21 protein-coding genes are annotated in these 23,922 nt (G+C 71.7%); 2 read left to right on the top strand and 19 right to left on the bottom strand.

The genetic code is table 11. The features are described from left to right. Positions 1–100 precede the first annotated feature (100 nt). Positions 101–1,351 (bottom strand): extracellular solute-binding protein, encoded by a 1,251-nt coding sequence (locus tag AB0B98_RS12755; RefSeq protein WP_357362588.1) that lies wholly within the window; start codon positions 1,349–1,351, stop codon positions 101–103. 24 nt (positions 1,352–1,375) lie between these two features. Next, the gene (locus AB0B98_RS12760) at positions 1,376–2,365 is read right to left on the bottom strand and encodes a LacI family DNA-binding transcriptional regulator (protein ID WP_357362590.1); all 990 of its coding nucleotides are present in this window, start codon (positions 2,363–2,365) and stop codon (positions 1,376–1,378) included. Positions 2,366–2,510: 145 nt separating this feature from the next. On the opposite strand from AB0B98_RS12760, the gene AB0B98_RS12765 reads away from it, so the two are divergent. Next, on the top strand, positions 2,511–4,622 hold the full coding sequence (locus AB0B98_RS12765) for a glycogen debranching N-terminal domain-containing protein (protein WP_357362592.1): 2,112 nt from the start codon (positions 2,511–2,513) through the stop codon (positions 4,620–4,622). Positions 4,623–4,831: 209 nt separating this feature from the next. Here the strand turns inward: AB0B98_RS12765 and AB0B98_RS12770 are convergent, their stop codons facing one another. The 7 genes from AB0B98_RS12770 to truB all read right to left on the bottom strand — a co-directional run bounded on the left by AB0B98_RS12770 (position 4,832) and on the right by truB (position 12,714). Continuing rightward, entirely contained in the window at positions 4,832–5,302 is a 471-nt protein-coding gene (locus tag AB0B98_RS12770) for a GNAT family N-acetyltransferase (protein WP_357362594.1), read from the bottom strand. A gap of 114 nt (positions 5,303–5,416) precedes the next feature. After that, the gene (dapB, locus tag AB0B98_RS12775; protein WP_238671759.1) at positions 5,417–6,184 is read right to left on the bottom strand and encodes a 4-hydroxy-tetrahydrodipicolinate reductase; all 768 of its coding nucleotides are present in this window, start codon (positions 6,182–6,184) and stop codon (positions 5,417–5,419) included. A 107-nt stretch (positions 6,185–6,291) separates the two neighbouring features. Further along, the gene (locus AB0B98_RS12780; RefSeq protein ID WP_238671758.1) at positions 6,292–7,689 is read right to left on the bottom strand and encodes a pitrilysin family protein; all 1,398 of its coding nucleotides are present in this window, start codon (positions 7,687–7,689) and stop codon (positions 6,292–6,294) included. A gap of 47 nt (positions 7,690–7,736) precedes the next feature. Continuing rightward, the gene (locus tag AB0B98_RS12785) at positions 7,737–10,127 is read right to left on the bottom strand and encodes a polyribonucleotide nucleotidyltransferase (protein WP_357183024.1); all 2,391 of its coding nucleotides are present in this window, start codon (positions 10,125–10,127) and stop codon (positions 7,737–7,739) included. Between the two features lie 227 nt (positions 10,128–10,354). Beyond that, positions 10,355–10,624 carry a 30S ribosomal protein S15 gene (gene rpsO / locus AB0B98_RS12790; protein ID WP_030337594.1) on the bottom strand — a complete coding sequence of 90 codons (270 nt, stop codon included), beginning with the start codon at positions 10,622–10,624 and terminating at the stop codon, positions 10,355–10,357. Positions 10,625–10,823: 199 nt separating this feature from the next. After that, positions 10,824–11,753 carry a bifunctional riboflavin kinase/FAD synthetase gene (locus AB0B98_RS12795; protein WP_238671756.1) on the bottom strand — a complete coding sequence of 310 codons (930 nt, stop codon included), beginning with the start codon at positions 11,751–11,753 and terminating at the stop codon, positions 10,824–10,826. Positions 11,754–11,829: 76 nt separating this feature from the next. Continuing rightward, positions 11,830–12,714, bottom strand: coding sequence for a tRNA pseudouridine(55) synthase TruB (truB, locus tag AB0B98_RS12800; RefSeq protein WP_091402049.1), 885 nt, complete (start codon positions 12,712–12,714; stop codon positions 11,830–11,832). Positions 12,715–12,837: 123 nt separating this feature from the next. On the opposite strand from truB, the gene AB0B98_RS12805 reads away from it, so the two are divergent. Then, the gene (locus AB0B98_RS12805) at positions 12,838–13,848 is read left to right on the top strand and encodes a hypothetical protein (RefSeq protein ID WP_357362596.1); all 1,011 of its coding nucleotides are present in this window, start codon (positions 12,838–12,840) and stop codon (positions 13,846–13,848) included. Positions 13,849–13,868: 20 nt separating this feature from the next. On the opposite strand, the gene AB0B98_RS12810 is transcribed toward AB0B98_RS12805, so the two are convergent. From AB0B98_RS12810 to rimP, 10 genes are all read right to left on the bottom strand, one after another. Next, positions 13,869–15,191, bottom strand: coding sequence for an MATE family efflux transporter (locus tag AB0B98_RS12810; protein WP_357362598.1), 1,323 nt, complete (start codon positions 15,189–15,191; stop codon positions 13,869–13,871). A 752-nt stretch (positions 15,192–15,943) separates the two neighbouring features. After that, complete coding sequence (locus AB0B98_RS12815; protein WP_357284532.1) at positions 15,944–16,153, bottom strand: DUF6186 family protein; 210 nt, start codon at positions 16,151–16,153, stop codon at positions 15,944–15,946. Further along, positions 16,153–16,560 (bottom strand): hypothetical protein, encoded by a 408-nt coding sequence (locus AB0B98_RS12820; RefSeq protein ID WP_210784728.1) that lies wholly within the window; start codon positions 16,558–16,560, stop codon positions 16,153–16,155. The genes AB0B98_RS12815 and AB0B98_RS12820 overlap by 1 nt, the downstream gene beginning before the upstream one ends. Before the next feature lie 105 nt (positions 16,561–16,665). Next, positions 16,666–17,724 carry a bifunctional oligoribonuclease/PAP phosphatase NrnA gene (locus AB0B98_RS12825; RefSeq protein ID WP_357362600.1) on the bottom strand — a complete coding sequence of 353 codons (1,059 nt, stop codon included), beginning with the start codon at positions 17,722–17,724 and terminating at the stop codon, positions 16,666–16,668. After that, positions 17,721–18,221, bottom strand: a complete 501-nt coding sequence (gene rbfA, locus AB0B98_RS12830; RefSeq protein ID WP_357284387.1) for a 30S ribosome-binding factor RbfA — start codon at positions 18,219–18,221, stop codon at positions 17,721–17,723. The genes AB0B98_RS12825 and rbfA overlap by 4 nt, the downstream gene beginning before the upstream one ends. 126 nt (positions 18,222–18,347) lie before the next feature. Next, positions 18,348–18,644 carry a DUF503 domain-containing protein gene (locus tag AB0B98_RS12835; RefSeq protein WP_238671751.1) on the bottom strand — a complete coding sequence of 99 codons (297 nt, stop codon included), beginning with the start codon at positions 18,642–18,644 and terminating at the stop codon, positions 18,348–18,350. Positions 18,645–18,734: 90 nt separating this feature from the next. Then, positions 18,735–21,752: a translation initiation factor IF-2 gene (gene infB / locus AB0B98_RS12840; RefSeq protein WP_357362602.1), complete on the bottom strand. Its 3,018-nt coding sequence runs from the start codon at positions 21,750–21,752 to the stop codon at positions 18,735–18,737. A gap of 93 nt (positions 21,753–21,845) precedes the next feature. Continuing rightward, positions 21,846–22,178 carry a YlxR family protein gene (locus tag AB0B98_RS12845; protein ID WP_112624296.1) on the bottom strand — a complete coding sequence of 111 codons (333 nt, stop codon included), beginning with the start codon at positions 22,176–22,178 and terminating at the stop codon, positions 21,846–21,848. Between the two features lie 16 nt (positions 22,179–22,194). Next, positions 22,195–23,238: a transcription termination factor NusA gene (gene nusA / locus AB0B98_RS12850; protein WP_357362604.1), complete on the bottom strand. Its 1,044-nt coding sequence runs from the start codon at positions 23,236–23,238 to the stop codon at positions 22,195–22,197. Then, complete coding sequence (gene rimP / locus AB0B98_RS12855) at positions 23,235–23,912, bottom strand: ribosome maturation factor RimP (RefSeq protein WP_238671747.1); 678 nt, start codon at positions 23,910–23,912, stop codon at positions 23,235–23,237. Before rimP ends, nusA begins: the two co-directional genes overlap by 4 nt. Positions 23,913–23,922: the final 10 nt, after the last annotated feature.

Here is a 23,922-nt window from a genome sequence, read left to right on the forward strand (position 1 = left end):
GGGGTTCTTGTTGTGGTTTCAATTTTTCCCCCCCCCCCCGCCCCCCCCGGGGGGGGGGGGGGGGGGGCCCGGGGGGGGCGGGGGCCCCCCCGCCAGCACCTCAGCTGCCGCCGAGCGCCGCCTTGGCGTTCTTGTCGAAGCTCTGCAGCACCGTCTTCGGGTCGCCGTTGGCCAACCCCTGCAGACCGGTGTCGAGGTCCTTCAGGACGCTGTCCATCTTCGGGGCGTTCACCGGGCCCTGGGCGTACGCGGCGCCGTCGATGAACACCTTGTCCGCCTGGAAGGCGGCGGTGTACTGGTCGCGCGCCGACTGGCGGGACGGCATCACACCGAACGCCTTCGCGAAGGTCATCTGCTGCTCACCGCTGGTCATCGCCTCGACGAACTTGATCGCCTGGTCCTTGTACTTGCTCTTCGCGGCGATGCCCCAGCACTGGGTGAAGGAGAGGGTGCCCTGCCCCTTGGGGCCGGCCGGCAGCGCCACGACCTTGTACTTCACGTTCGGGAAGTCGTTCTGCAGGGCACCCTTGATCCAGTTGCCCTCGATGGTCATCACGGCCTTGCCCTTGCCGAACGCCTCACCGGACCAGCCGGCGTCGAGCTGCTTCGGGTACTTGGCCAGTCCGGTGCTGAGCATGGTCTTGACGTACTGGAGGGCGGCGAGGTTCTCCGGGGTGTCCGCTGTGGGCTGCTTGCCGTCCTTGCTGACCAGCCAGCCGCCGTTCTGCACCATGAAGGCGCCGATCCGGTCCCGGGTGTCACCGAGCGCCAACGGGACCTGCCCCTTGGCCTTGATCTTCTGGGCGACGGCGGTGAGCTGCTCCCAGGTCGTCGGCACGTCGGCGTCGGTCAGCCCGGCCCTGGTCCACAGGTCGGTGTTGATCTGCAGGGCCAGTGTCGAGAAGTCCTTGGGCGCGCAGTAGAGCTTGCCGTCGTACGTGAAAGCGGTGCGCAGGCTCTCGTAGAAGTCGCCCGAGTTGCTGACCTTGTCGCCGTACGGCTCCAGGGCGCCGACGCTGGCGTAGTTGGCGAACTGGGCCGCGTCCACGTAGAAGACGTCCGGCGGGGTGCCGCCGGCAAGCGCCTGACCGAGTTGCTGGGTGAGGTCCTGCGCCGGGGTGACCGTCGCGGTGTTGCCGGAGCTGCCGGCCCACTTCGCGGCGGCGTCCTGCACGGCCTTGGTCTCGGCCTCGCCGGACGAGCCGATCAGGATCTGCAGGCTGGCCGGGCCGCTGGACTGGGCGGTGTCGCCGGAGGAGTCGTCGAAGCCGCTGCCGCAGGCGGCGGAGCCGAGGAGGGCGACGGCGGCGAGGCCGGCCACCGCTGCCCGGGTGATTGTTCGGGGTGCCATGGTTTCTCCTGGTGGGGGGTGGGACTACGCGGTGTGCCGCAGCGCCAACGAGGGCTGGAGCAGCACGGGGGTGGGGGTCTCGTGGTCGCCGTCGAGGACCCCGGTGAGCAGGTCCACGCAGCGGGCGGCGGCGTCGCCGAGCGGTTGGCTGACGCTGGTCAGCCCGACCGCGGCGGCCACTGGTGTGTCGTCGAAGCCGATCACCGCCACCGGCGGGTCGATGCCGCGGATCGCCTGGAGGGCGCCGAGGGCGAGCGAGTCGCTGGCGCAGACCACGGCGCTCGGCGCGACCGCGACGAGCAGGTCACGCATCAGACGTTCGCCCTCGGCGATGCCGTCCTCGGTCTCCCGGTGCAGCCCGGTCGGGTCGACGTCGGCGGCACGCAGGGCGTCGCGCCAGCCGGCCCGCCGGTCGTCGCCGACGCCGGAGCCTTCCGGCCAGCCGATGAAGGCGATCCGCCGGTGGCCGGCGTCCAGCAGGTGCCGGGTGGCCTGGGCGGTGCCGGCAGCGCCGTCCACGTCCACCCAGGGGTGCGCGTCGAGCGCGTCCCATGGGCGGCCGAAGGTCACGAACGGCACGTCCCGGTCGGCGAGCCATTCGGTACGCGGGTCGCCGTACTTCGTGCCCACCAGCACGAACGCGTCCAACTCGTAGGTGCCGAGCAGGTCGCCGTAGGTGGCGATCTCCCGGTCGTCGTTGGTGGCGGTGTAGAGCAGGACCCGGTAGCCGGCGGCGTCGGCGGTCTCGGTGAGGCCGTGCAGGAAGCGGTCGAGCACGGAGCCGTTGATGCCGTCGCGGGTCGGGTCGATCCGGGCGGCGATGAGGCGGGACCGGCCGGTGCGCATCTGTCGGGCGGCCTGGTTGGCCCGGTAGCCGAGCGCGTTGATCGCGTCCTCGACCCGCTGACGGGTCTCCTGCCGCACGATGTGCGGGGCGTTGAGCACGTTGGACACCGTCTGCCGGCTGACTCGGGCGTGCCGGGCCACCGTCGCGATGGTCACCTTTTCGGCCACTTAATCCCTCTCGCCATCTTGAACGATCCAATTTGGATAAGGCAGGATTGGATCGTTCAAGTTTCTGGAATGTTTCGCACTTTGCACCGCCAGGGGCGCGTTGTCAAGATGGCCGCCCCGCACCCCGAGGATCTGGAGCCACACCGTGATCGAACGCCAGCTGCAACCCCTCCTGCACGAGCTGGTCGGGGTGGTCCTCGCCCCGACCAGCGCGCTGGGGGACGCGACCGGGCAGATCCGCCCGACCGGCGTCCAGGGCGTCTTCCACGCCGACGCCCGGGTGCTCTCCCGCGCCGAGCTGCGGATCGACGAGCGGGAGCTCGAAGGGCTGGCCCGCGGCGACGACGGCCCGCACGGCGCACACTTCGTGGGCCTGGCCCGCTGGCTCGGTGACCCCACGCCCGACCCCACCGTCCGCGTCGACCGGCTCCGGCGGGCCACCCGCAACGGCCTCACCGAGGAACTGCGGATCGTCTCCACCGCCACTGTCGGCGTACGGGCCACCGTCACCGTCGACCTCGGCTGCGACCTGGCACCCATCGAGGTCGTCAAGTCCGGTGGGGCCACCGACGCGTTGCCGGCCACGACCGCTCGGCCCGGCACGCTCACCTGGTCGGGCACCGGGATCACCGTCACCGTCACCGCGCCGGGCGCCGACGTGCGCGCCGACGGCGAGCGGGCCACCTCGCCCCGGCTGGTCTGGCCGGTCGACCTGCCGCCCGGCGGCGAGACCGTGCTGCGCTGGCAGTTGAGCGTCGACGACCCGCGCGCCGTCGTCGTCGGCCCGACCGGCGAGCCCGAGTGGTCCCGCCCCGAGGTGAGCGCCGACGACCGACGGCTGACCCGACTGCTCGACCGCAGCCTTGACGACCTGCGCGGCCTCCGACTGGCCGAGACCGGCGCACCAGGTGACGTGTTCCTCGGCGCCGGGGTGCCCTGGTTCCTCACCCTGTTCGGCCGGGACAGCCTCTGGGCCGCAAGGATGATGCTGCCGCTCGGCACCGACCTGGCCGCCGGCACCCTACGCGTGCTCGCCCGTCGGCAGGGCACCCGCGTCGACCCGGCGACCGGCGAGGCCCCCGGCAAGATCCTGCACGAGCTGCGCCGCCACGCGTTCGCCCTGCCCGACAACGGCCTGCGCCTTCCACCGGCGTACTACGGCACCGTCGACGCCACAATGCTCTGGGTGAACCTCCTGCACGACGCGTGGCGTTGGGGAATGCCCGCCGAGCAGATCGAGCCCCTGCTGCCGCACCTGGAGGCGGCGCTGCAGTGGCTCGGCGAGCACGCCGACCCGGACGGCGACGGACTGGTCGAGTACATCGACACCACCGGACACGGCCTGTCCAACCAGGGCTGGAAGGACTCCGGCGACGCCGTCCGCTTCCACGACGGGTCCCTGGCCACCGCGCCGATCGTGCTGGCCGAGGTGCAGGGGTACGCGCACGAGGCCGCACTGAACGGCGCCGCCCTGCTGGACGCCTTCGGCCGACCGGGTGGCGACCGCTGGCGCGAACACGCCGCCGCGCTGGTCGGCCGGTTCCGCAAGAGCTTCTGGGTCGACGGTCGCCACGGCCCGCAACCCGCGCTGGCCCTCGACCGCGACAAACGCCCGGTCGACTCGCTGACCAGCAACATCGGCCATCTGCTCGGCACCGGCCTGCTCGACCGGGACGAGGAGGCCCAGGTAGCGCGCCTGCTCACCACCGAAACGATGTCCGCCGGGTTCGGGCTACGCACCATGTCCAGCGACGACGCCGGATTCAGCCCGCTGTCGTACCACTGTGGCTCGATCTGGACCCACGACACCGCCATCGTGCTCGGCGGGCTGGCCCGGGCCGGGCACCGCGAGGCCGCGATCGGTCTGGCCGACGGGCTGCTCAGCGCGGCCGAGGCGTTCGACAACCGGATGCCGGAGCTGTACGGCGGCGACGACCGGGCGCAGGTGAGCCGCCCGGTGCCGTACCCGGCGTCGTGTCGACCGCAGGCGTGGGCCGCGACGGGCGCGGTGCTGCTGCTCCAGGCCGCCGCTGGGCTCTACCCGGACGTACCGGGCGGCACGGTGCGACTGGCACCCCTGGCGGGAGCAGAGCTCGGCGCCGTGGCGGTCGACGGCCTCCGCGTGGCCAACGCCTCGGTACACGTCACTGTCGACCGCACCGGCGAAGCCACGGTCACCGGCCTCCCCACCCCACTGACCGCAACCCCGACCCTCCCCACCCAACGCCACCCCAAAACCCCAACCCGCCTCCCCTAACCCCGCCCCCACCCCACCCCACCCCACCCCCGCCGGTCGATCATGGAGTTGTGGTGGGCGTCAGCTCCACATGTGCCCCTTATGGGAGGCACCACAACTCCATGATCGACGCGGGCCAGGCCCGGTGAACCCCGCGATCTTGCGGTTTCGGTTGTCGGTATGGGGCGGCCTGCCCTTTATGTCGCGACAGGAAGTGCAAGATCGCGGGGTCAGGGGGCTAGTTCGGCGATCAGCTCGTCGTCGTCCACGGCACCGGTGGGGTGGAAGCCCAGGGAGGTGTAGAGGGCGGCGGCTGGGGTGTTGTCGGGGTGGTACGACAGGCGGACCGGGGGGTTGCCGGCTCGGGCCGCCAGCCAGGGGGCCAGCGTCTGCACAGTGGCCCGGCCGACGCCCTGGCCCTGCTCAGCGGCGTCGATCAGCATCCCGCCGATCCAGTGCGAACCGTCGTCGTCCACGCCCCACATGACGTGCCCGACGACGGTCTCGTCGGCGTACACCGCGAGCGAGTTCCACACCTCGGAGCGAGTGCTCAGAAGCAGATAGCGCGCGCCCAGCGCGGCCACGAACCGGCGCTGGTCGTCGCGCGGGGCGACGTCGGCCACCGCCCGCCAGTTGTCGTCGTCGACCGGCCGCAGCGTCACTCGCCGCCCGGCCCGATCCAGGTGTCCCCCATTGATCATTCGCCGGATGCTACCCGGCCCGCGCTCGTAGATCTTGGACACTTTCCGTCAGCTAGGAACGGAAACTGTCCAAGATCTACGGTGCCGCGATGTGGAGGAGCGGACACGGACCGGTCAGTCGAGCAGGGCGTCCAGGCCGACGGTGAGGCCGGGACGGTTGCGCACCGCGCGGACGGCCAGCAGCACACCAGGCATGAACGACACCCGGTCGTACGAATCGTGCCGGATGGTCAGCGTCTCGCCGGTGCCGCCGAACAGCACCTCCTGATGGGCGACCAGACCGGTGGCGCGCACCGCGTGCACGCGTACCCCGTCGATCTCGGCGCCGCGCGCACCCGGCACCTCGTCCTTGGTGGCGTCCGGGACCGGGCCGAGGCCAGCCTCGGCGCGGGCCTGGGCGATCTGCCTGGCGGTGTGGGTGGCGGTGCCACTCGGGGCGTCAAGCTTGCGCGGGTGGTGCTGCTCGATGATCTCGACGGACTCGAAGTGTCGGGCGGCGCGCGCGGCGAACTGCATCATCAGCACCGCGCCGATTCCGAAGTTCGGGGCGATCACCACGCCCACCTCGGGCTTGTCGGCCAGCCAGCCGCGCACCTGTTCCAGCCGCTGCTCGGTGAAGCCGGTGGTGCCGACCACCGCGCTGATGCCCTGCCCGATGCACCACTGGAGGTTGTCCATGACGACGTCCGGCGTGGTGAAGTCGACGACCACCTCGGCGCTGGAGACGGAGGAGCGGCTGTCGCCCTGGTCGACCGCCGCGGTCAGGGCGAGATCGTCGGCGGCGTCGACCGCCTTGCAGACCTCGATGCCCATCCGGCCGCGCGCACCAAACACGCCGACCCGCAGCTGCTGGGCCGGGGTCTTTCCCTGCTCGTCAGTCACGGGGCACAACCTATCCCAATCGGGACGGGTCCTTCCGGCCGGATCCGCTGTGCTCCACCTGCCGGGACGCCCTACCGGGTTGCCTCGACCGGGCCGGGCGGCAGACCTCAGACCGCGAAGTCGCCAGCGCCGAACGGGCCCACGACGGCCAGCGACATCGGCCGGCTGAGCAGTTCGGCGGCGAGGACGTTCACGTCCTCCACTGTGACCTCGTCGACCCGGCGGAGCAGCTCGTCGACCGGCATCAGGTCGCCGTAGAGCAGCTCACCCTTGGCCAGCCGGCTCATCCGGGAACCGGTGTCCTCCAGGCCGAGCACGAACGAGCCCTTGCTCATCCCCTTGCCCCGGGCCACCTCGGCCTCGGTCAACCCGTCGGCGGCCACCCGGGCCAGCTCGGCGCGGGTCAGGGCCAGCACCTCGTCCACCTTGCCCGGCGCGCAGCCGGCGTAGACGGCGAACAGGCCGGTGTCGGCGTACTGGCTGGCGTAGGAGTAGACCGAGTAGGCGAGGCCACGCTGCTCGCGGATCTCCTGGAACAGGCGGCTGGACATGCCGCCGCCGAGCACGTTGTTGAGCACCCCGAGGGCGAACCGTCGATCGTCGAGCCGGTCGATGCCGGGGCAACCGAGGATGACGTGTGCCTGCTCGGTCTCCTTCGGCTCCACCAGTGTGGTCGCCGGCTTGGTGCGTACCGCAGGGGTCGCCGCGCGGTGCGGCGCCGGACTGGCCGGGTCGCTGTCCAGCGGGGTGCCGCGCACTGCCTGACGGACCAGCTTGACCACCGCGGCGTGGTCGAGGTTGCCGGCGGCGGCGATGACGATCTGCGGCGCGGTGTAGCGACCCCGGTAGAAGGTCTGGATCTGCCGCCGGGTCATCGGGGTGACGGTCTCGGCGGTGCCGGAGATCAGCCGGCCCAGCGGGTGATCGCCGTAGACGGCCTGGACGAAGAGGTCGTGCACCTCGTCACCCGGCTCGTCGTCGTGCATGGCGATCTCCTCCAGGATCACGCCACGCTCGGTCTCGACGTCAGCCGGCTCCAACAGCGAGTCCGCGACCAGGTCGCACATGACGTCGATCGCCAGCGGCAGGTCCTCGTCCAGCACGCGGGCGTAGTAGCAGGTGTATTCCTTCGTGGTGAAGGCGTTGGTCTCGCCACCCACCGCCTCGATCTGCGAGGAGATCTCCAGGGCGGTGCGCTTGTGCGTGCCCTTGAAGAGCAGGTGTTCGAGGAAGTGCGCGGCACCGGCCTGCGGGCCGGTCTCGTCACGCGAGCCGACCGCCACCCAGATGCCGAACGAGACGCTCCGCATCGCCGGAATCGCCTCGGTGAGGACGCGCAGGCCGCTGGGCAGCACGGTACGTCGTACCGTGCCGCCCAGCGGGTCGTCGCTGAGCGTCCGGGTCACCGCTCGGGCGGTGCCGCCGGAGCGGCCCGCCCCGGTGTCCCGAGACGGGGCCACCCCCCGTCGATCCGGTGGAAACGGCGCGCTGATGGCCCGACTCACGACTTGCTCCCGGTTCGACGAGGGGTGGGTGATGCGTTGTACGACTGTCAGCTGTGCCGGGTCCGACGACGCGGACGCTCGCCGCCCTCGCCACCCTCGCCGCCGCCGCCGTTGCCGCCCTCGCCGCCGCGCTCCGGGCCACGCCCGCCACGGTCGCCGCCACGCTCACGGTCGCCGCGGTCACGCGGAGCACGGTCGCCCCGGTCCCGGCCAGCCGGCCGGTCACCAGCGGCGGCCTCACCGGCGGCCGGAGCCTCGGTGCCCTCCGGGCGGACCTTGTCGAGGTAGATCTTGCCGCGGGCGTCGATGTCAGCGATCTCGACCTCGACCCGGTCACCGACGTTGAGGAAGTCCTCAACGCGCTCGACCCGCTTGCCGTCGCCCACCTTGGAGATGTGCAGCAGGCCGTCACGGCCCGGCAGGAGCGAGATGAACGCGCCGAACGCGGCGGTCTTGACCACGGTGCCGAGGAACCGCTCGCCCTGCTTCGGCAGCGTCGGGTTGGCGATGCCGTTGATCCGGTCGACGGCCGCCTGGGCCGACGGGCCGTTGGTGGCGCCGACGTAGATCGTGCCGTCGTCCTCGATGGAGATCTCGGCGCCGGTCTCGTCCTGGATCGCGTTGATGGTCTGCCCCTTCGGGCCGATCACCATGCCGATCTTGTCCACCGGGATCTTGACGGTGGTGACCCGCGGCGCGTAGTCGGACATCTCGGCCGGAGCCTCGATCGCCGCCTTCATGACCCCGAGGATGACCTGCCGGGCCTCGTTCGCCTGCTGCAACGCGGCGGCCAGCACGTCCGACGGGATGCCGTTGAGCTTGGTGTCGAGCTGGAGCGCGGTGACGAACTCCGGCGTGCCGGCGACCTTGAAGTCCATGTCGCCGAACGCGTCCTCGGCACCGAGGATGTCGGTCAGCGTCACGTACTGGGTCTTGCCGTCCACCTCGTCGGAGATGAGCCCCATCGCGATGCCGGCGACCGGCGCCTTCAGCGGAACACCCGCGGAGAGCAGGCCCAGCGTCGACGCGCAGACCGAACCCATCGAGGTGGAGCCGTTGGAGCCGAGCGCCTCCGACACCTGCCGGATGGCGTACGGGAACTCCTCGCGCGACGGCAGCACCGGGATCAGCGCGCGCTCGGCGAGGGCGCCGTGACCGATCTCGCGACGCTTCGGCGAGCCGACCCGGCCGGTCTCACCGGTCGAGTACGGCGGGAAGTTGTAGTTGTGCATGTAGCGCTTGCGGTTCTCGGGGGACAGCGTGTCCACCATCTGCTCCATGCGGAGCATGTTCAGCGTGGTGACGCCCAGGATCTGGGTCTCGCCCCGCTCGAACAGCGCCGAACCGTGCACCCGGGGCAGCACGCCGACCTCGGCGGTCAGCGCCCGGATGTCGCGCGGGCCACGCCCGTCCATGCGGACCTGCTCGCGCAGCACGCGGTTGCGCACCTCGGACTTGGTCAGCGACCGGAAGGCAGCACTGAGCTCCTTCTCCCGACCCTCGAACCGAGCGCCCAGCTCCTCGGCGACCCGGGCCTTGACCCGGTCCAGGGCCTCCTCGCGGTCGGCCTTGCCGGCGATGGTGATCGCCTCGGCCACGTCGGCGCGGGCCAGCTCGGAGACGGCGTCGTACACGTCGTCCTGGTAGTCCAGGAAGACCGGGAACTCGGTGACCGGCTTGGCGGCGACCTCGGCCAGCTCGCTCTGCGCGCGGCACAGCTCACGGATCGCCGGCTTGGCGGCCTCCAGGCCGCTGGCGACGACCTCCTCGGTCGGGGCGGTGGCACCGGCCGAGATGAGGGCGACGGCGTTCGGGGTGGCCTCGGCCTCGACCATCATGATCGCGACGTCGCCGTCCTCGAGCGTGCGGCCGGCCACGACCATGTCGAAGGTGGCGCGAGCCAGCTCCTCCAGGGTCGGGAAGGCGACCCACTGGCCGTCGATGTGGGCGACGCGGGTCGCACCGATCGGGCCGGAGAACGGCAGGCCGGAGAGCTTCGTCGACATCGAGGCGGCGTTGATCGCCACGACGTCGTACGGGTGCTGCGGGTCGAGCGCGAGGATGGTCTCGACGACCTGGACCTCGTTGCGCAGGCCCTTGACGAAGGACGGGCGCAGCGGCCGGTCGATCAGCCGGCAGGTGAGGATCGCGTCCTCGCTGGGCCGACCCTCGCGGCGGAAGAACGAGCCGGGGATGCGGCCCGCGGCGTACATCCGCTCCTCGACGTCGACGGTCAGCGGGAAGAAGTCGAACTGCTCCTTCGGGTGCTTACCGGCGGTCGTGGCGGAGAGAACAACCGTCTCGCCCAGCTGGGCGATGACGGAACCGGCGGCCTGGCGAGCCAGCCGACCGGTGGAGAAGGTGATCTCGCGGGTGCCGAAGGACCCGTTGTCGATCACGGCGGTGCGGGATTCGGTGCCGAGTTTGGTCTCGGTCATGTGCTGTGGTGCTCCTTCGCGTCGTGGGCCCACGACATCGGGGAGCTGCTCAGCCGGCCGGTCTTCGATCGAAGCGCCCGGGTGGCCGGCATGATGCCGGGGTTCCCGGGGGCCACTACCGGAGACCGGTACGCTGACCGGCTCCCTCTCGGGTGGTCGCGCGGCCCGTGTTTCCTCAGGTGGGACGCGGTACGGGGGAGCGGCCGTCCGGCCACTCCCCCGTCACGTCACCGGCGCAGACCGAGCCGCTCGATGAGCGACCGGTAGCGGGCAATGTCCTTCTTCTGGACGTAGTTGAGCAACCGACGGCGCCGGCCGACCAGCAGCAGCAGCCCACGGCGGCTGTGGTGGTCGTGCTTGTGCACCTTCAGGTGCTCGGTCAGCTCGGCGATCCGCTTGGTGAGAACCGCTACCTGGACCTCCGGCGAACCGGTGTCGCCCTCGGCGGTCGCGTACTCCGCGCGGATGCTGGCCTTGGCTTCCTGATCGAGCGCCATGTTCTCCCTGTTTCGATGGGTTGATCAAGTGGGTGTCCGTCGTCCCGATGGACCGGGAACGGACCGGTACCTCGCACCCGCGGCGTCGAGCAGGCACGCGAGGCCCCACGCCGGTCACCCGACGTCCCGGCAAGACTACCAGCACTCGCCGGTAACACCCGGCGAAGGGCCTCGGTGGCGGCCCGTCGCCCCGGCACGATCAGGCCAGTACGCGCCGGGTGCGCTCGACGTCCTGGTTCATCTGGGCGATCAACGGCTCGATCGAGTCGTACCGGATCTGACCACGCAGGTGCGCCACGAAGTCCAGGGCCAGTCGCTCGCCGTACAGGTCGCCGGAGAAGTCCAGCGCGTACGCCTCCACCCGCCGCTCCCGACCGGAGAAGGTCGGGTTGGTGCCCACGGAGACCGCCGCCAGCAGCGGCTCGTGCTGACCGCGGCGGATCAGCCGGGCCGCGTACACGCCGTCGGCGGGCACCGCCGCGTACCGGTGGCAGAGCAGGTTGGCGGTGGGGAAGCCCAGCTCCCGGCCCCGCTGGTCGCCCCGGACCACCACGCCCTCCACCCGGTGGGGGCGGCCCAGCGCGGCGGCGGCCGCGCCCACGTCGCCCGCGTCGACGCAGGACCGGATGTACGTGGAGGAGAAGACGGTGCCGGCCTCGGCGACGAGCGGGGCGCCCTCCACGCCGAAGCCGAACGTCTGACCCAGCCGTTCCAGCAACGCCACGTCGCCGGCGGCCCGGTGCCCGAAGCGGAAGTTGCCGCCGACCACCACCAACGCGGCGTGCAGGTGCTCGACCAGGACGTCGTGCACGAACTGCTCGGGCGGCACCCGGGAGAACTCCGGGGTGAACGGCACCACGCAGAGCACGTCCACGCCGAGCGCCTCGATCAGCTCGGCCTTACGGGCCGGCTCGGTGAGCACCGCCGGGTGCGAACCGGGGCGGACCACCTCGGCCGGGTGCGGGTCGAAGGTGACCACCACCGACTGCACGCCCAACTCGCGGGCCCGGGCCACGGCGTGCCCGATCGTCGCCTGGTGCCCCTTGTGCACGCCGTCGAAGACGCCGATGGTGACCACCGAGCGTCCCCACCCGCCGGGCGCCGCGTCGTAGCCCCGCCACCGCTGCATGCCGTTCCTCTCTGCTGTCCCGCCGGCCGGCGGGTCGACACCGCCGGCTGCGGGCCGGCGGACCTGCGCTGCGCTGTCAGGCCGGCGCGAGCACGATCTCCGCGCGGGCCCGTCCGTCCCGCTCGCTGACGATAGCGATCAGGCCGCCGGCCGGCCCGAAGACGGCGTACGGCCCGGTGAGGCCGGCCGGGTCCAGTGGCCCGCCGTGGGCGAGCACGCGGGCCTCGTCCGGCGTGGCCTCCCGGCGCGCGAAGAACCGGTCGGCCGCCGCGTCCAGTGGCAGGTTCACCACGTCCGGGGCGCGCTGTTCCAGCTCGTCGAGGGTCGCCGCCTCGGCGAGGGTGAAGCCCCCCACGGCGGTCCGCCGCAGCGCCGTGAGGTGCCCGCCGACGCCGAGCGCCAGCCCGGCGTCCCGGGCGATGGCCCTGATGTACGTGCCGGACGAGCAGGTCACGTCCACGTCCACGTCGACCACGTCCGGCTCGGTGCGACGGATCGCCAGCACCTCCAACCGGGAGATGGTGACCCGCCGTGCCGGCAGTTCGACGCTCTCCCCGTCGCGGACCCGCTTGTACGCCCGCTGCCCGTCGATCTTGATGGCGCTGACCGCGCTCGGCACCTGGTCGACCTCGCCGCTCAGCCCGGCCAGCGCGGACCGGATCGCGTCGTCGGTGACCTGCCCGGCCGGCACGGTGGCGGTCACGTCGCCCTCGGCGTCGTCGGTGACTGTGGTCTGGCCGAGCCGGATGGTGCCGGTGTAGCTCTTGCCGGCGCCGATCACGTAGGTCAGCAGCCGGGTGGCCCGGCCGACACCGATCACCAGCACGCCGGTCGCCATCGGGTCGAGGGTGCCGCCGTGCCCGACCCGTCGGGTCTTCGCCAGTCGGCGGATGCGCGCCACCACGTCGTGCGACGTCATGCCGCCGGGCTTGTCGACCACGATCAGACCATCGGTGCTCACGTCGGCCAAGCCTGCCAGATGACACCCGCTCCGCAGTGCGTGGGCAGGCCCTGCGTGACCCGAGCCTCCGGCACCTAGTATCTGCTCGCGCGCGTCACCAGCGGCGAAACTGACGGGGGAAGCATGGTCAACACGTCGTCGAACGAGCCCACACCGACGGACCCCGTCGACCCGCCACCGCCACCCACCGCGATAGCGCAGGTCAACCCGGTGCAGCTACCGGAGTGGCTGCGGTCGTCGCAGACCGAGCACCAGCCCATTGGATGGGACCGGGTCCGTTTCTTCTCGGCCCGGCACAACGGGGCCCTGCTGCTCGGCCTCGGGCTGGTGCTGGCACTGCTGATGGTCGTCGGCGGGGTGGTGTTGGTCGGTCGGGTCGCCGATGGTGTCCGCACGTCCGCCTCGGCGAGCCCCACACCGAGCAGCACGCCGCCGGTGAGCAGGGTCGGCGAACCACGGGACCTGTTCGCCGGGTCGCCGGCGGCCTCCTTCGCACCAGCCGAGGAGGCCGTGCGGATGCCGGCGGCCAAGGGCACGGGACCGTTCACCGCGACCCAGGTGCGGGCGGCGCTGGAGTCGGTGCGCAAGGCACTGATCGAGAGTCGGGTCGACATCTCGATGTTCTCCGGAGATCCGGCGCCGTTCCTCGCGCTGCTCGCCCCTGATGCTCGCGAACGGCTCCGGGGCGACTTCACCAACGGCAGCTTCCTGCGGTACGCCACGAGGATGGCGTCGCCGTCGGAGTGGGAGTTCGGCGTCCGCGCCGACGGCCGGGTCAGTTACCGCGCCACCAGGCAGAACGGCATCCGACTGCTGGAGGTCTCCACGGAGTTCGTCTGGGCGTACCCGTTCGACGTGGACCTGCGGGCGCCCGCCGGCGCGACGGTGGTGGCGCTACGCGACCAGGTGGTGTGGCAGGTGCCGCACCCGGACGACGTGCCGGCCTCCGCCCGCGGCCTCTGGATCACCTCGGCGGCGGCCGTGACCTGGAACGCGGACTGCGACCAACTCCGTGAGGGCTGGGTGCAGGAGCAGTTCTGGGTGGCCGATGTGCACGGGGACCGGATACCCGCGGGCGACCCGGGCACCATCTTCGACATCGACGCGCCCGCGCCGACCACCACGCGCTGCTGACCGGGGGGCCCGGCGACCCGTCAGCGGATCGCGCCGGTCACCGCCCACCTGCCGTTGCGCAGTCGCAGCAGCAGGGCGACCAGCCGGATCACCACGAACACGGTGAGCCCGGCCCAGATGCCGCCCAGCCCGAGGTTGAGCGCGTACGCCAGCCAGATGGCCGGCAGGAAGCCGCCAAGCGCGGCCACGATGGTGAGGTTGCGCAGGTAACGCACGTCGCCGGCGCCGATCAGCACGCCGTCGAGGGCGAACACCACCCCGGCCAGCGGCAGCATGACGACGAACCACGGCCAGGCCACCATGGCCTGCTCGCGTACCCCCGCATCGGAGCTGAACCACGACGGCACCACGCCCGCGCCGGCGGCGACGAGCAGCGCGAAGCCCACGCCGCAGACGCCGCCGAGCAGCCCGATCCGACGGGCGAGCGCCCGCGCACCCGCGTCGTCGCCGGCGCCGAGCGCGGCACCGACCAGGGACTGCGCGGCGATGGCGAGGGCGTCGAGCACCAGCGCGGTGAAGAACCAGAGTTGCAGGGCGATCTGGTGGGCACCGACGGCGGCGGCGCCGAAGCGGGCGGCGACGGCTGTCGCGGACAGGAAGCTGGCCTGGAACGCCAGCCCACGGATCAGCAGGTCCCGGCTGAGCACCAGTTGCTGGCGGATCACGCGAGGTTGGGGGCGCAGCGACACCTTCTCACCGACCAGGGTGGCGGCGAAGAGCACCCCGCAGAGCGTCTGCGCGACGACGTTCGCCACCGCCGAACCGACCAGACCCAGCCCGCCGGGGTAGACCAGCAGCGGGCAGAGCAGCGCGGAGAGCAGGTTGGGGCCGAGCACGAAGTACAGGGGGCGGCGAGTGTCCTGCACGCCGCGCAGCCAGCCGTTGCCGGCGGCGGCGAGGAGCAGGCCGGGAGCGCCGAGGGCCGCGATCCGCAACCACTGGGCGGCGGCGTCGGCGACCTCGCCACCACCACCGGCGAGGGTACGCGCGAGCGCGCCGCCGCCAACCTGCATGCCGATCGCGATCAGCAGACCGACACCGAACGCCAACCAGGACGACTGGACGCCCTCGGCGACCGCTGCGGCCCGGTCACCCGCGCCGAAGCGGCGGGCGGCGCGGCCGGTGGTGCCGTAGGCGACCACGGTGCCCACCCAGGCGGTGAGCGTCATGACAGTGCCGCCGACGGCGAGCGCGGCGAGCGGCACCCGGCCGAGGTGACCGACCACTGCGGTGTCGACAAGCACGTAGAGCGGCTCGGCGGCGAGCACCACGAGGGCCGGCAGGGCGAGCGCGGCGATCCGCCGAGGCGAGGCGGGTCGGTGAGCGGTGGTGGCGTGGTTCATCGCCGCCGATCCTGGCATGGCTGCGGTAAGGATCGCAATCCAGCAGGCTGCTTACCGTGGCCGGCGCGCCCCGTCGACCCGTGGCGCGTCAGGCTCGCCCGAGCCCTTCGCGCGGTACCTGGCGGCGCGCAGTCGGGGCGTCGGCCGGACGCTGAGCAGTCGTGGCGTCGGCCGGACGCTGCGCAGTCGGGACGCCGGTCGGACGCTGTGGAGTCCGGACGCCGGTCGGACGCTGCCCAGTCGGGACGCCGGCCGGACGCTGTGGAGCTGATGTCGTAGACGAATCACGTCGTGATGTCGCAGACGATTCAGCTCCAAAGGCGAACCGGGAGGTGCCCGGATCCTCCGACCACACGGACCCGAGGGATCACCCTCGGAGAAATCGGATCACTGACGGGTGTCCATCGACGTCTGCAGCGCGCGGCGGGCCTGCTCACGGGCGTCGTCGGTGGTGGTCTCAGGCTTGGGCTTGTTCGGCATGGTGGCGCTCCCCTTCCCAGGGCGTGAGCCGCCGACACGCGGCGGCCCTCACGGGCGGTCGTGCTGAGCGCCCCACGGCGGTCCGGGGTTACCGGAGCAGCCGACTGGGCAGCGTGAGCCCGGGTCGATCCGACCCTGGAGGGAGGCGGCACGGGGTGTGGCACCACCGCCCATGACCTGCACCGCCAGGCGGCACCGGCCTTCTCCCAAGTTATCGTTCAGGTCCACATACTGCTTACGGTTCCCGCCATTTGGACGGTCGGCGACCCGGTTCAGCGAGCCAGGAAATGCCAGCCCAGCCACCACCAGAACCCGAACAGACCGATCCGGCCCACCGGCACCGGACCGACCTCGTAGCGCATCACATAGGCGCAGACCTCGCCGAGGGTGGGGATCCGCGACCCCTCCCGCCGGGCCATCCACTCGACCACCCCGAAAAGGACCAGCGCGGTGAGGAAACCGCCGATCGCAAGCGCGCGCATCATCGCCGCACCAGCCCCCAGAAGGCGGCCAACCAGGCGAACCAGGCCGCCGAGCGAGTCAGTTGATCCTCCAGGAGAGGATCGGCCAACCGGGAGAAGGTGGGGAAGTCATCGCCGGCAGCCAACACGAAGGTCACGCCCTCGAAGACCCCGAAGACCACCACCGGCACCGCCCACCAGGCCGCCCCCGCGCCCAACCGGCGCGGCGCCGGCCGGCGCGGCACCCGGTTGCTCAGACCGAGCCAGATCAGCACCCCACCCGTCCCGAGGGTGAACAGATTCGCCTCGGTGGAGAAGGACGCGAACCGGCCACCGACGAGCGACAGGCAGACGAGGACGGGAACGGAGACGGCGGGCCGGTCCCAGGCGCGGGGGGCCTCCACGGTGAGGTCGTGCGGCTGCTCCATCCCGCAATTCTTCCCGGTATCACGGAACGCGGGAAGACCAACACTCCCCGGAGCTGACCCTGATCTTCCAGGACCGACGGACCGCCGGCGGTCCGAGGCCGGCGATCAGCCGATCAGCGCCGCGTCCAGCTGACCGCGAATCGACTCGACCACCTGCTCGGCGGTGCCCCGACCGGTGAACCCGGCCGCGAACGTGTGCCCACCACCGCCCAGTGCCACAGCGACCCGACTGACGTCCACCGCTCCCTTGCTGCGCATCGACACCGCCCACTCGGCGGGCCTGGTCTGCTTCACCACACAGCTCACATCCGCCTCGGCGGTGCAGCGCACGGAGTCGATCAGGGCCTCCAGCACGTACGGCCGCTGGTCGTGCCGGGCCAGGTCATCGAGGGTGGCGAAGGTCCAGACCAGGCCCCGACCACCGGCGGCGGCCGGCTCCAGTCGAGCCCGGCCGAGCACCTCACCAAAGAGGCGGACCGCGCCGAAGGGCCGGGTGTCGAAGACCCGCCGGGAGATGTCACCCGGCGAGATGCCGGTCGCCAGCAGTCGCGCGGCCATCTGATGCACCGCCGGAGTGGTCGCCTCGAACCGGAACGAGCCGGTATCAGTGGTCAACGCCACGTAGAGGCACTCGGCGATGGCCGGATCCACCACCACCCCGAGCCGGGCCAGCAGCTGCTCGGCCACGACCGACGTGGCCGCCGCACCCGGGTCGACCAGGTTCACAGTGCCGAAACCGGGGTTGGAGGCGTGATGGTCGAGCACCAGCGCCGCACCCGCCGACGACAGCCGCCCGGCCAACTCGCCGAGACGCGACTCGCTCGCCGCGTCGAAGCAGATCACCAGATCGGGTGCCGGGTCGGCGGCGTCCGCCGGGACCAGCAGGTCCAGGCCGGGAAGCCCTCGGAACGGCTCCGGCAGCTCCGGCGGCCCGGGAAAGGTCGCCTGCACGTCGCGTACGCCGAACTGCCGCAGGCCCAGACCGAAGCCGAGCATGCTGCCCAGCGCGTCGCCGTCCGGATTGATGTGGCAGATCAGCAGCACCCGGGCGGTCGGCGGGAGAGCCCGCACCAACGCCTCGGCCGCAGCCCAGTCCGCCTCGGCGGGGCCGCCCCCGGCTGCCCCGGCCAACGGGGCGCTAGCGGTGCTGGCGGTGCTGGTCACCGCGTTTCCCCACCCCGCGGGGTCTGCGTGACGTCGGTGGCCTCGTCGGCCTCGTCCGTCTCGTCCGCCTCATCAGCCTCGTCGTCCACCCGGTACGGCTGGGCCTCGCCCGCGTACTTCGCCTGGGCGGCCAGCCGCTGCACCTCGGCATCGGCATTGCGGGCGGCGGCGAGCAGGTCGTCGATGTGCTTGACCTGGTCCTGCACGTCGTCCAGGACGAACGTGAGGGTCGGCGAGTGGCGCAGCCCGAGGGCCTTGCCGACAGTGCTGCGCAGCAGCCCCTTGGCGCTCTCCAGCGCCGCCGCGGTGTCCGCCTGGGCCACCGAGTCACCGAGCACTGTGTAGAAGACCGTCGCGTCACGCAGGTCAGCGGTGATCCGGGCATCGGTGATGGTGATCATCCCGAGCCGCGGGTCCTTGATCTGGCTCCGCACCACCGACGCGACCAGCTCACGCACCCGTTCCGCGTGCCGGCGTACCTTGGCCGGATCAGACATCTCGCCACCTCCACGGCGTCCTGCTTCCGGTCGACCCGACGGCCAGGTGGCCGCCGGCCGACCGGCCAACATCTCGAACATTACCTTCGGGGCCGCTCCGGTCGCCCGGCACAGCCGGCACCATGGTCAGTCGTCGTCCGCGCCGTAGAGCCGGCGTCGAACCGACAGCAACTCGACCTCGGGGCGATTGGCCACCAGGCGCTCACAGGAGTCGAGCACCTCGCGGACGTGCGCCGTCTCGGCGGCCACCACGGCCACCGCCAGTTGCGCTCGACCATGCAGGTCGAGCGCACCCACCTCGGCGGCCGACACCTCGAAGCGGCGCAGCGCCGCCACGATCGGCCGTACATATGATCTCTTGGCTTTGAGCGACCTGGAGTCGCCCGGCAGCAGCAGGTCGAAGACCGCGGTTCCGGTGAACATCGCCCCGGACGATACCGCCAACCCGCCCCGCATGATCAAGGGGTTTACGCCGAGTGGCGTAAACCCCTTGATCAGCGTGTCACTGCCGGATCAGGCGCGAACCTTCTCCCGCATCTCGAAGGTCTCGATGACGTCGCCGACCTGGACGTTGTTGTAACCACCCAGGGTCAGACCGCACTCGAAGCCCTCGCGGACCTCGGTGGCGTCGTCCTTGAACCGCTTGAGCGAGGTGATCGTGAGGTTGTCCGCCACGACCGTCCCGTCCCGAAGCAGTCGAGCCTTCGCGTTGCGTCGGATGATGCCCGACCGGACGATGCAACCGGAGATGTTGCCGATCTTGGACGAGCGGAAGACATCGCGGATCTCCGCGCTGCCCAGCTCGGCCTCCTCGTACTCCGGCTTGAGCAGGCCCTTGAGCGCTGCCTCGATCTCCTCGATGGCCTGGTAGATGACGGTGTAGTACCGGATCTCCACGCCCTCGCGGTCGGCCATCTCACGGACCTTGTTCGAGGCCCGCACGTTGAAGCCGATGATCGTGACCGGCTCGGACGAGGCGCTCGCGAGCATGACGTTGCTCTCGGTGATCGCGCCGACGCCCCGGTCGAGGACCTTGAGCTGGACCTCCTCGGGGATGTCGAGGTTGAACAGCGCGTCCTCCAGGGCCTCCACCGAACCGGAGACATCGCCCTTGAGGATGAGGTTGAGCGAGGTCTTCTCGCCCTCCTTGAGCTGCTCCATGAGCGTCTCGAGGGTGGCCCGACCACGGGAGTTGGCGAATGCCGCCGCCCGCCGCCGTGCCTGTCGCTGCTCGGCGATCTGCCGCACCGTGCGGTCGTCCGCCGCGGCGAGGAACGTGTCACCCGCACCGGGCGGCGCGGTCAGACCCAGAACCATGACCGGACGCGCCGGCCCAGCCTCGGAGAGCTGGTTGCCGTTCTCGTCGAGCATGGCCCGGACCCGGCCGTGCGCCCCACCGGCGACGATCGAGTCGCCCGCCCGCAGGGTGCCCTTCTGCACCAGCACCGTCGCCACCGCACCGCGGCCCTTGTCCAGGTGCGCCTCGATGGCCACACCCTGCGCCGGCCCGTCGATCGGAGCGGTCAGCTCCAGCGACGCGTCGGCGGTCAGCAGGACGGCCTCGAGCAACTCCTCGATGCCGATGCCGGGCTTGGCTGCCACGTTGACGAACATGGTCTCGCCGCCGTACTCCTCGGCGACCAGGCCGTACTCGGTCAGCTGCTGGCGGACCTTGTCCGGGTTGGCCTCCGGCTTGTCGACCTTGTTGACCGCGACCACGATCGGCACGTCGGCCGCCTTGGCGTGGTTCAACGCCTCGATGGTCTGCGGCATCACGCCGTCGTCGGCCGCGACGACCAGGATCACGATGTCCGTCACCTGGGCGCCACGAGCACGCATGGCGGTGAACGCCTCGTGACCCGGGGTGTCGATGAAGGTCACCGCGCGGTCCACACCATCGTGCGGAACGTGCACCTGGTACGCACCGATGTGCTGGGTGATGCCACCCGCCTCACCGGCCACGACGTTCGCCTTACGGATGGCGTCGAGCAGCTTGGTCTTACCGTGGTCGACGTGACCCATGACGGTCACCACCGGCGCACGGCTGACCAGACGCTCCTCGGCCACCTCCGCGTCGAGGTCGATGTTGAACTGCGCGAGCAGCTCGCGGTCCTCGTCCTCCGGGCTGACGATCTGGATGTCGAAGCCCAGGTGCTCACCCAGCAGCTGCAGGGTGTCGTCAGAACAGGACTGGGTCGCGGTGACCATCTCGCCCAGGTTGAACATCTCCTGGACCAGCGAACCCGGGTTGGCGTTGATCTTGTCGGCGAAGTCCGACAGCGAGGCGCCACGGGAGAGCCGGACGACCTGACCCTGACCCCGGGGAGCACCCGAGCTCATGGTCGGAGCCGACAGGTTGTCGAACTCCTGTCTGCGCTGCTTCTTGGACTTGCGACCGCGAGTCGGCCGGCCACCCGGACGCCCGAAGGCACCCGCGGCACCGCCGCCACGGCCACGACCGCCGGCACCCGGACGACCGCCGCCGCCGGACGGAGCACCCGGACGGAAACCGCCACCGGGAGCACCGCCACCGCCGCCGGGACCGCCACGGTAGCCACCGCCACCGCCGGCACCCGCGCCGCCACCGGGGCCGCCGCGGTAACCGCCACCGCCACCGGCGCCACCGCCGGGACCGCCACGGAAACCGCCGCCACCGCCACCGGGACGACCTGCGCCGCCACCGGGACGACCGGCCCCACCGGGACCGGGGCGACCGGCAGCCGGACGCTGGCTCGGCATGGACGCCGGGCTGGGCCGCGGCGGCATGGAGTTCGGGCTCGGCCGCGGCGGCATGCCCGCCGGGGTGTTGGGCCGAGGGCCACCCGCACCGGCGGCCGGGGGCCGCTGCTGCTGGCCACCCTGGATGCCGAACGGGTTGTTACCGGCACCGCGCGCCGGCGGACGACCGCCCGGCCGGGCACCCGGACCGGGAGCCGGCGTGCTCGGACGAGCTGCCGGCGAACCGGGACGGGGCGGCATCGCCGCGGGACCCGGCCGAGGGCCGGGGCGGTTACCGCCCTCTGCCGGAGGCTCCCGGCGAACGGGGTTGTCCCGCTGCTGCTGGCGGGCGGCCTGCGCGGCCTTGACCGCGGCCTCCTGCTCAGCCTTCAGCGCGGCGGCACGCGCCTCCGCGGCCGCCACCTCGATGTCGTGGGCACTCGCCGGCTTGGCGACCGGGGCCGCCGTCTGCGGCGCACCGGGAACCGGACCCTTGGGCTTCGGACCGGGTGCCGGCGCGGCCGGCCGCCGAGGCGGCATCGGCTTCGCCGAAACCCGGGGCGCACCCGGGGTCGGGGTTGGCGTCGGGGTCGGGTTTGAAGCCGGCGTCGACGCGGGCGCCGACGGGGCGGCCGGAGCCGGGGCGCCGGCGGACGCGACGAATGCGTTACGCAGCCGCCGGGCGACGGGCGCCTCGACGGTGCTGGACGCGGACTTCACGAACTCGCCCATTTCCTTCAGCTTGGCGAGAACGGTCTTACTCTCGACCCCGAGCTCTTTTGCAAGCTCGTGTACGCGGGCCTTGCCTGCCACTGCACTCCTCACTCCGAGGTCGTGCGGGCAGCACCCGCAGCGACCTCACTCGTGCACTTGAAGCCTGGTCATTTCAGGGACTTCATCGTGTGCTCATGTCGGTCGTCCTACCCTGCTAGCGACCCTCGCCCGGTCGGGCTGACCGGACGTAGTGGTTGGCGCATCGACGTGCTCCGCCAGCGCACCGTGGTCGAGGACCTCGGTGCTGCGCAGCGCACGCCCGAAGGCGCGGCGCCGCACCGCCAGCGCGAAGCAGGCCGGATCCGGGTGCATGTTCGCTCCCCGACCCGGCAGCCTGCGGCGTGGATCAGGCCGGAGACTGTGACCAGCCTCGTCCCTGACCGCGACGATCCGCAGCAATTCGCTGGCCGGCGCACGTTGCCGGCAACCCACACAGGTGCGCTCCGGCTGCGCGCGTCGTACCACTGGAGGAAGTCTACCCCTAGCTCCCCGAGATCGCGCCGCCCGGCTCCCGCACGTGATCAGTTACCCCACGCGCTGCCGGCGCGGTCTGCTCCGCATCGGAACGAATGTCGATCCGCCAACCGGTCAATCGGGCAGCGAGTCGGGCATTCTGCCCCTCCCGACCGATGGCGAGCGAGAGCTGGAAGTCGGGAACTGTCACCCGGGCGGCCCGGTTGGCCAGATCGACCACCTCGACCCGCAGCGCCTTGGCCGGCGACAACGCGTTGCCCACGAAGGTGCCCGGGTCGTCCGACCAGTCGATGATGTCGATCTTCTCACCGTGCAATTCGCTCATCACGGCTCGCACCCGCTGACCCATCGGGCCGATGCAGGCGCCCTTGGCGTTCACGCCGGGGGTGGTGGAGCGGACGGCGATCTTCGTGCGATGGCCCGCCTCACGGGCGATCGCTCCGATCTCGACGGTGCCGTCGGCGATCTCCGGCACCTCCAGCGCGAAGAGCTTCTTGACCAGAGCCGGGTGCGACCGGGACAGGGTGATCTGCGGCCCGCGCATGCCCTTGGCCACGTGCACAACGACGCAGCGGACCCGCTCGCCGTGCGCGTACCGCTCGCCGGGCACCTGCTCGGACTGCGGCAGCACGCCCTCCAGCTTGCCCAGGTCGATGCTGACGATGCCCTTCTCGGTACGCGTCTCGTGCGCCTGCACCACGCCGGTGACCAGGTCACCCTCGCGGCCGACGTACTCACCGAAGTGCACCTCGTCGGTGGCCTCCCGCAACCGCTGGAGGATCACCTGCTTGGCGGTCATGGCGGCGATCCGGCCGAAGTCGTGCGGGGTGTCGTCCCACTCCCGCACCAGGCTGCCGTCGGCATCCATCTCCTGCGCGTACACCAGGGCGGCGCCCGACCTACGGTCGATCTCCACCCGGGCGTGCGGCTCGGCCCCGTCGGTGTGCCGGTAGGCGGTCAGCAACGCGGTCTCGATCGCCGCGAGAATCGTGTCGAACGGGATCTCCCGCTCGCGCTCGAGTGCGCGCAGCGCCGCGAGGTCGATGTTCACCTCTCCTCGTCCTCCACATCATCTTCGTCGTCGATGTCGTCTGAATCGTCGAACTCGTCGGAATCGTCCGCGTCGTCCGGCTCACCGAGCTCGGCGAGCCGGGTGAACTCGACCTGCACGCGGCCCGGGCCCAGCTGGGCGTACGCCCAGGCGGCGCGGCCGTCGTCGGTCTCCAGGTGCACGCCCTCGTCGTCGGCCGCGACCACCCGGCCGGTCAGCTGACGGTCACCGGCGGGCTGCTCGCCCCGCTGACCGGGCAGCGCGGCCGCCCCCCGGGCGGTCACCTTGACCAGTCGACCCACGTTGCGCCGCCAGTGACGGGGCAGGGTGAGCGGTCGGTCGACGCCGGGCGAGCTGACTTCCAACTGGTACTCGCCGGCGACGATGTCGCCACCGGTCTCCTCCGCGGCGTCCAGCGCCGCCGAGACCGCGCGGGAGACGTCAGCGACGGCGTCCAGGTCGATCCCGCCGTCGGTGTCCACCATCACCCGCACCACGTGCCGTCGGCCGGCCCGGGAAACCGACAGGTCCTCCAGGTCGTAGCCGGCGTCGTTGACCACCGGCTCGATTACGGCCCGCAGTCGGTCCCGTCGGGCGGCGAGGTCACCGCCGCGGGGGCCCGCAGCACCGCGGGGTCGACCCGTCGGCCTGGTGGCACGGCCACGCTGCGTCATCTCCGCACCC

Source organism: Micromonospora sp. NPDC048947 (assembly GCF_040649495.1).
Taxonomy (GTDB): domain Bacteria; phylum Actinomycetota; class Actinomycetes; order Mycobacteriales; family Micromonosporaceae; genus Micromonospora; species Micromonospora alfalfae.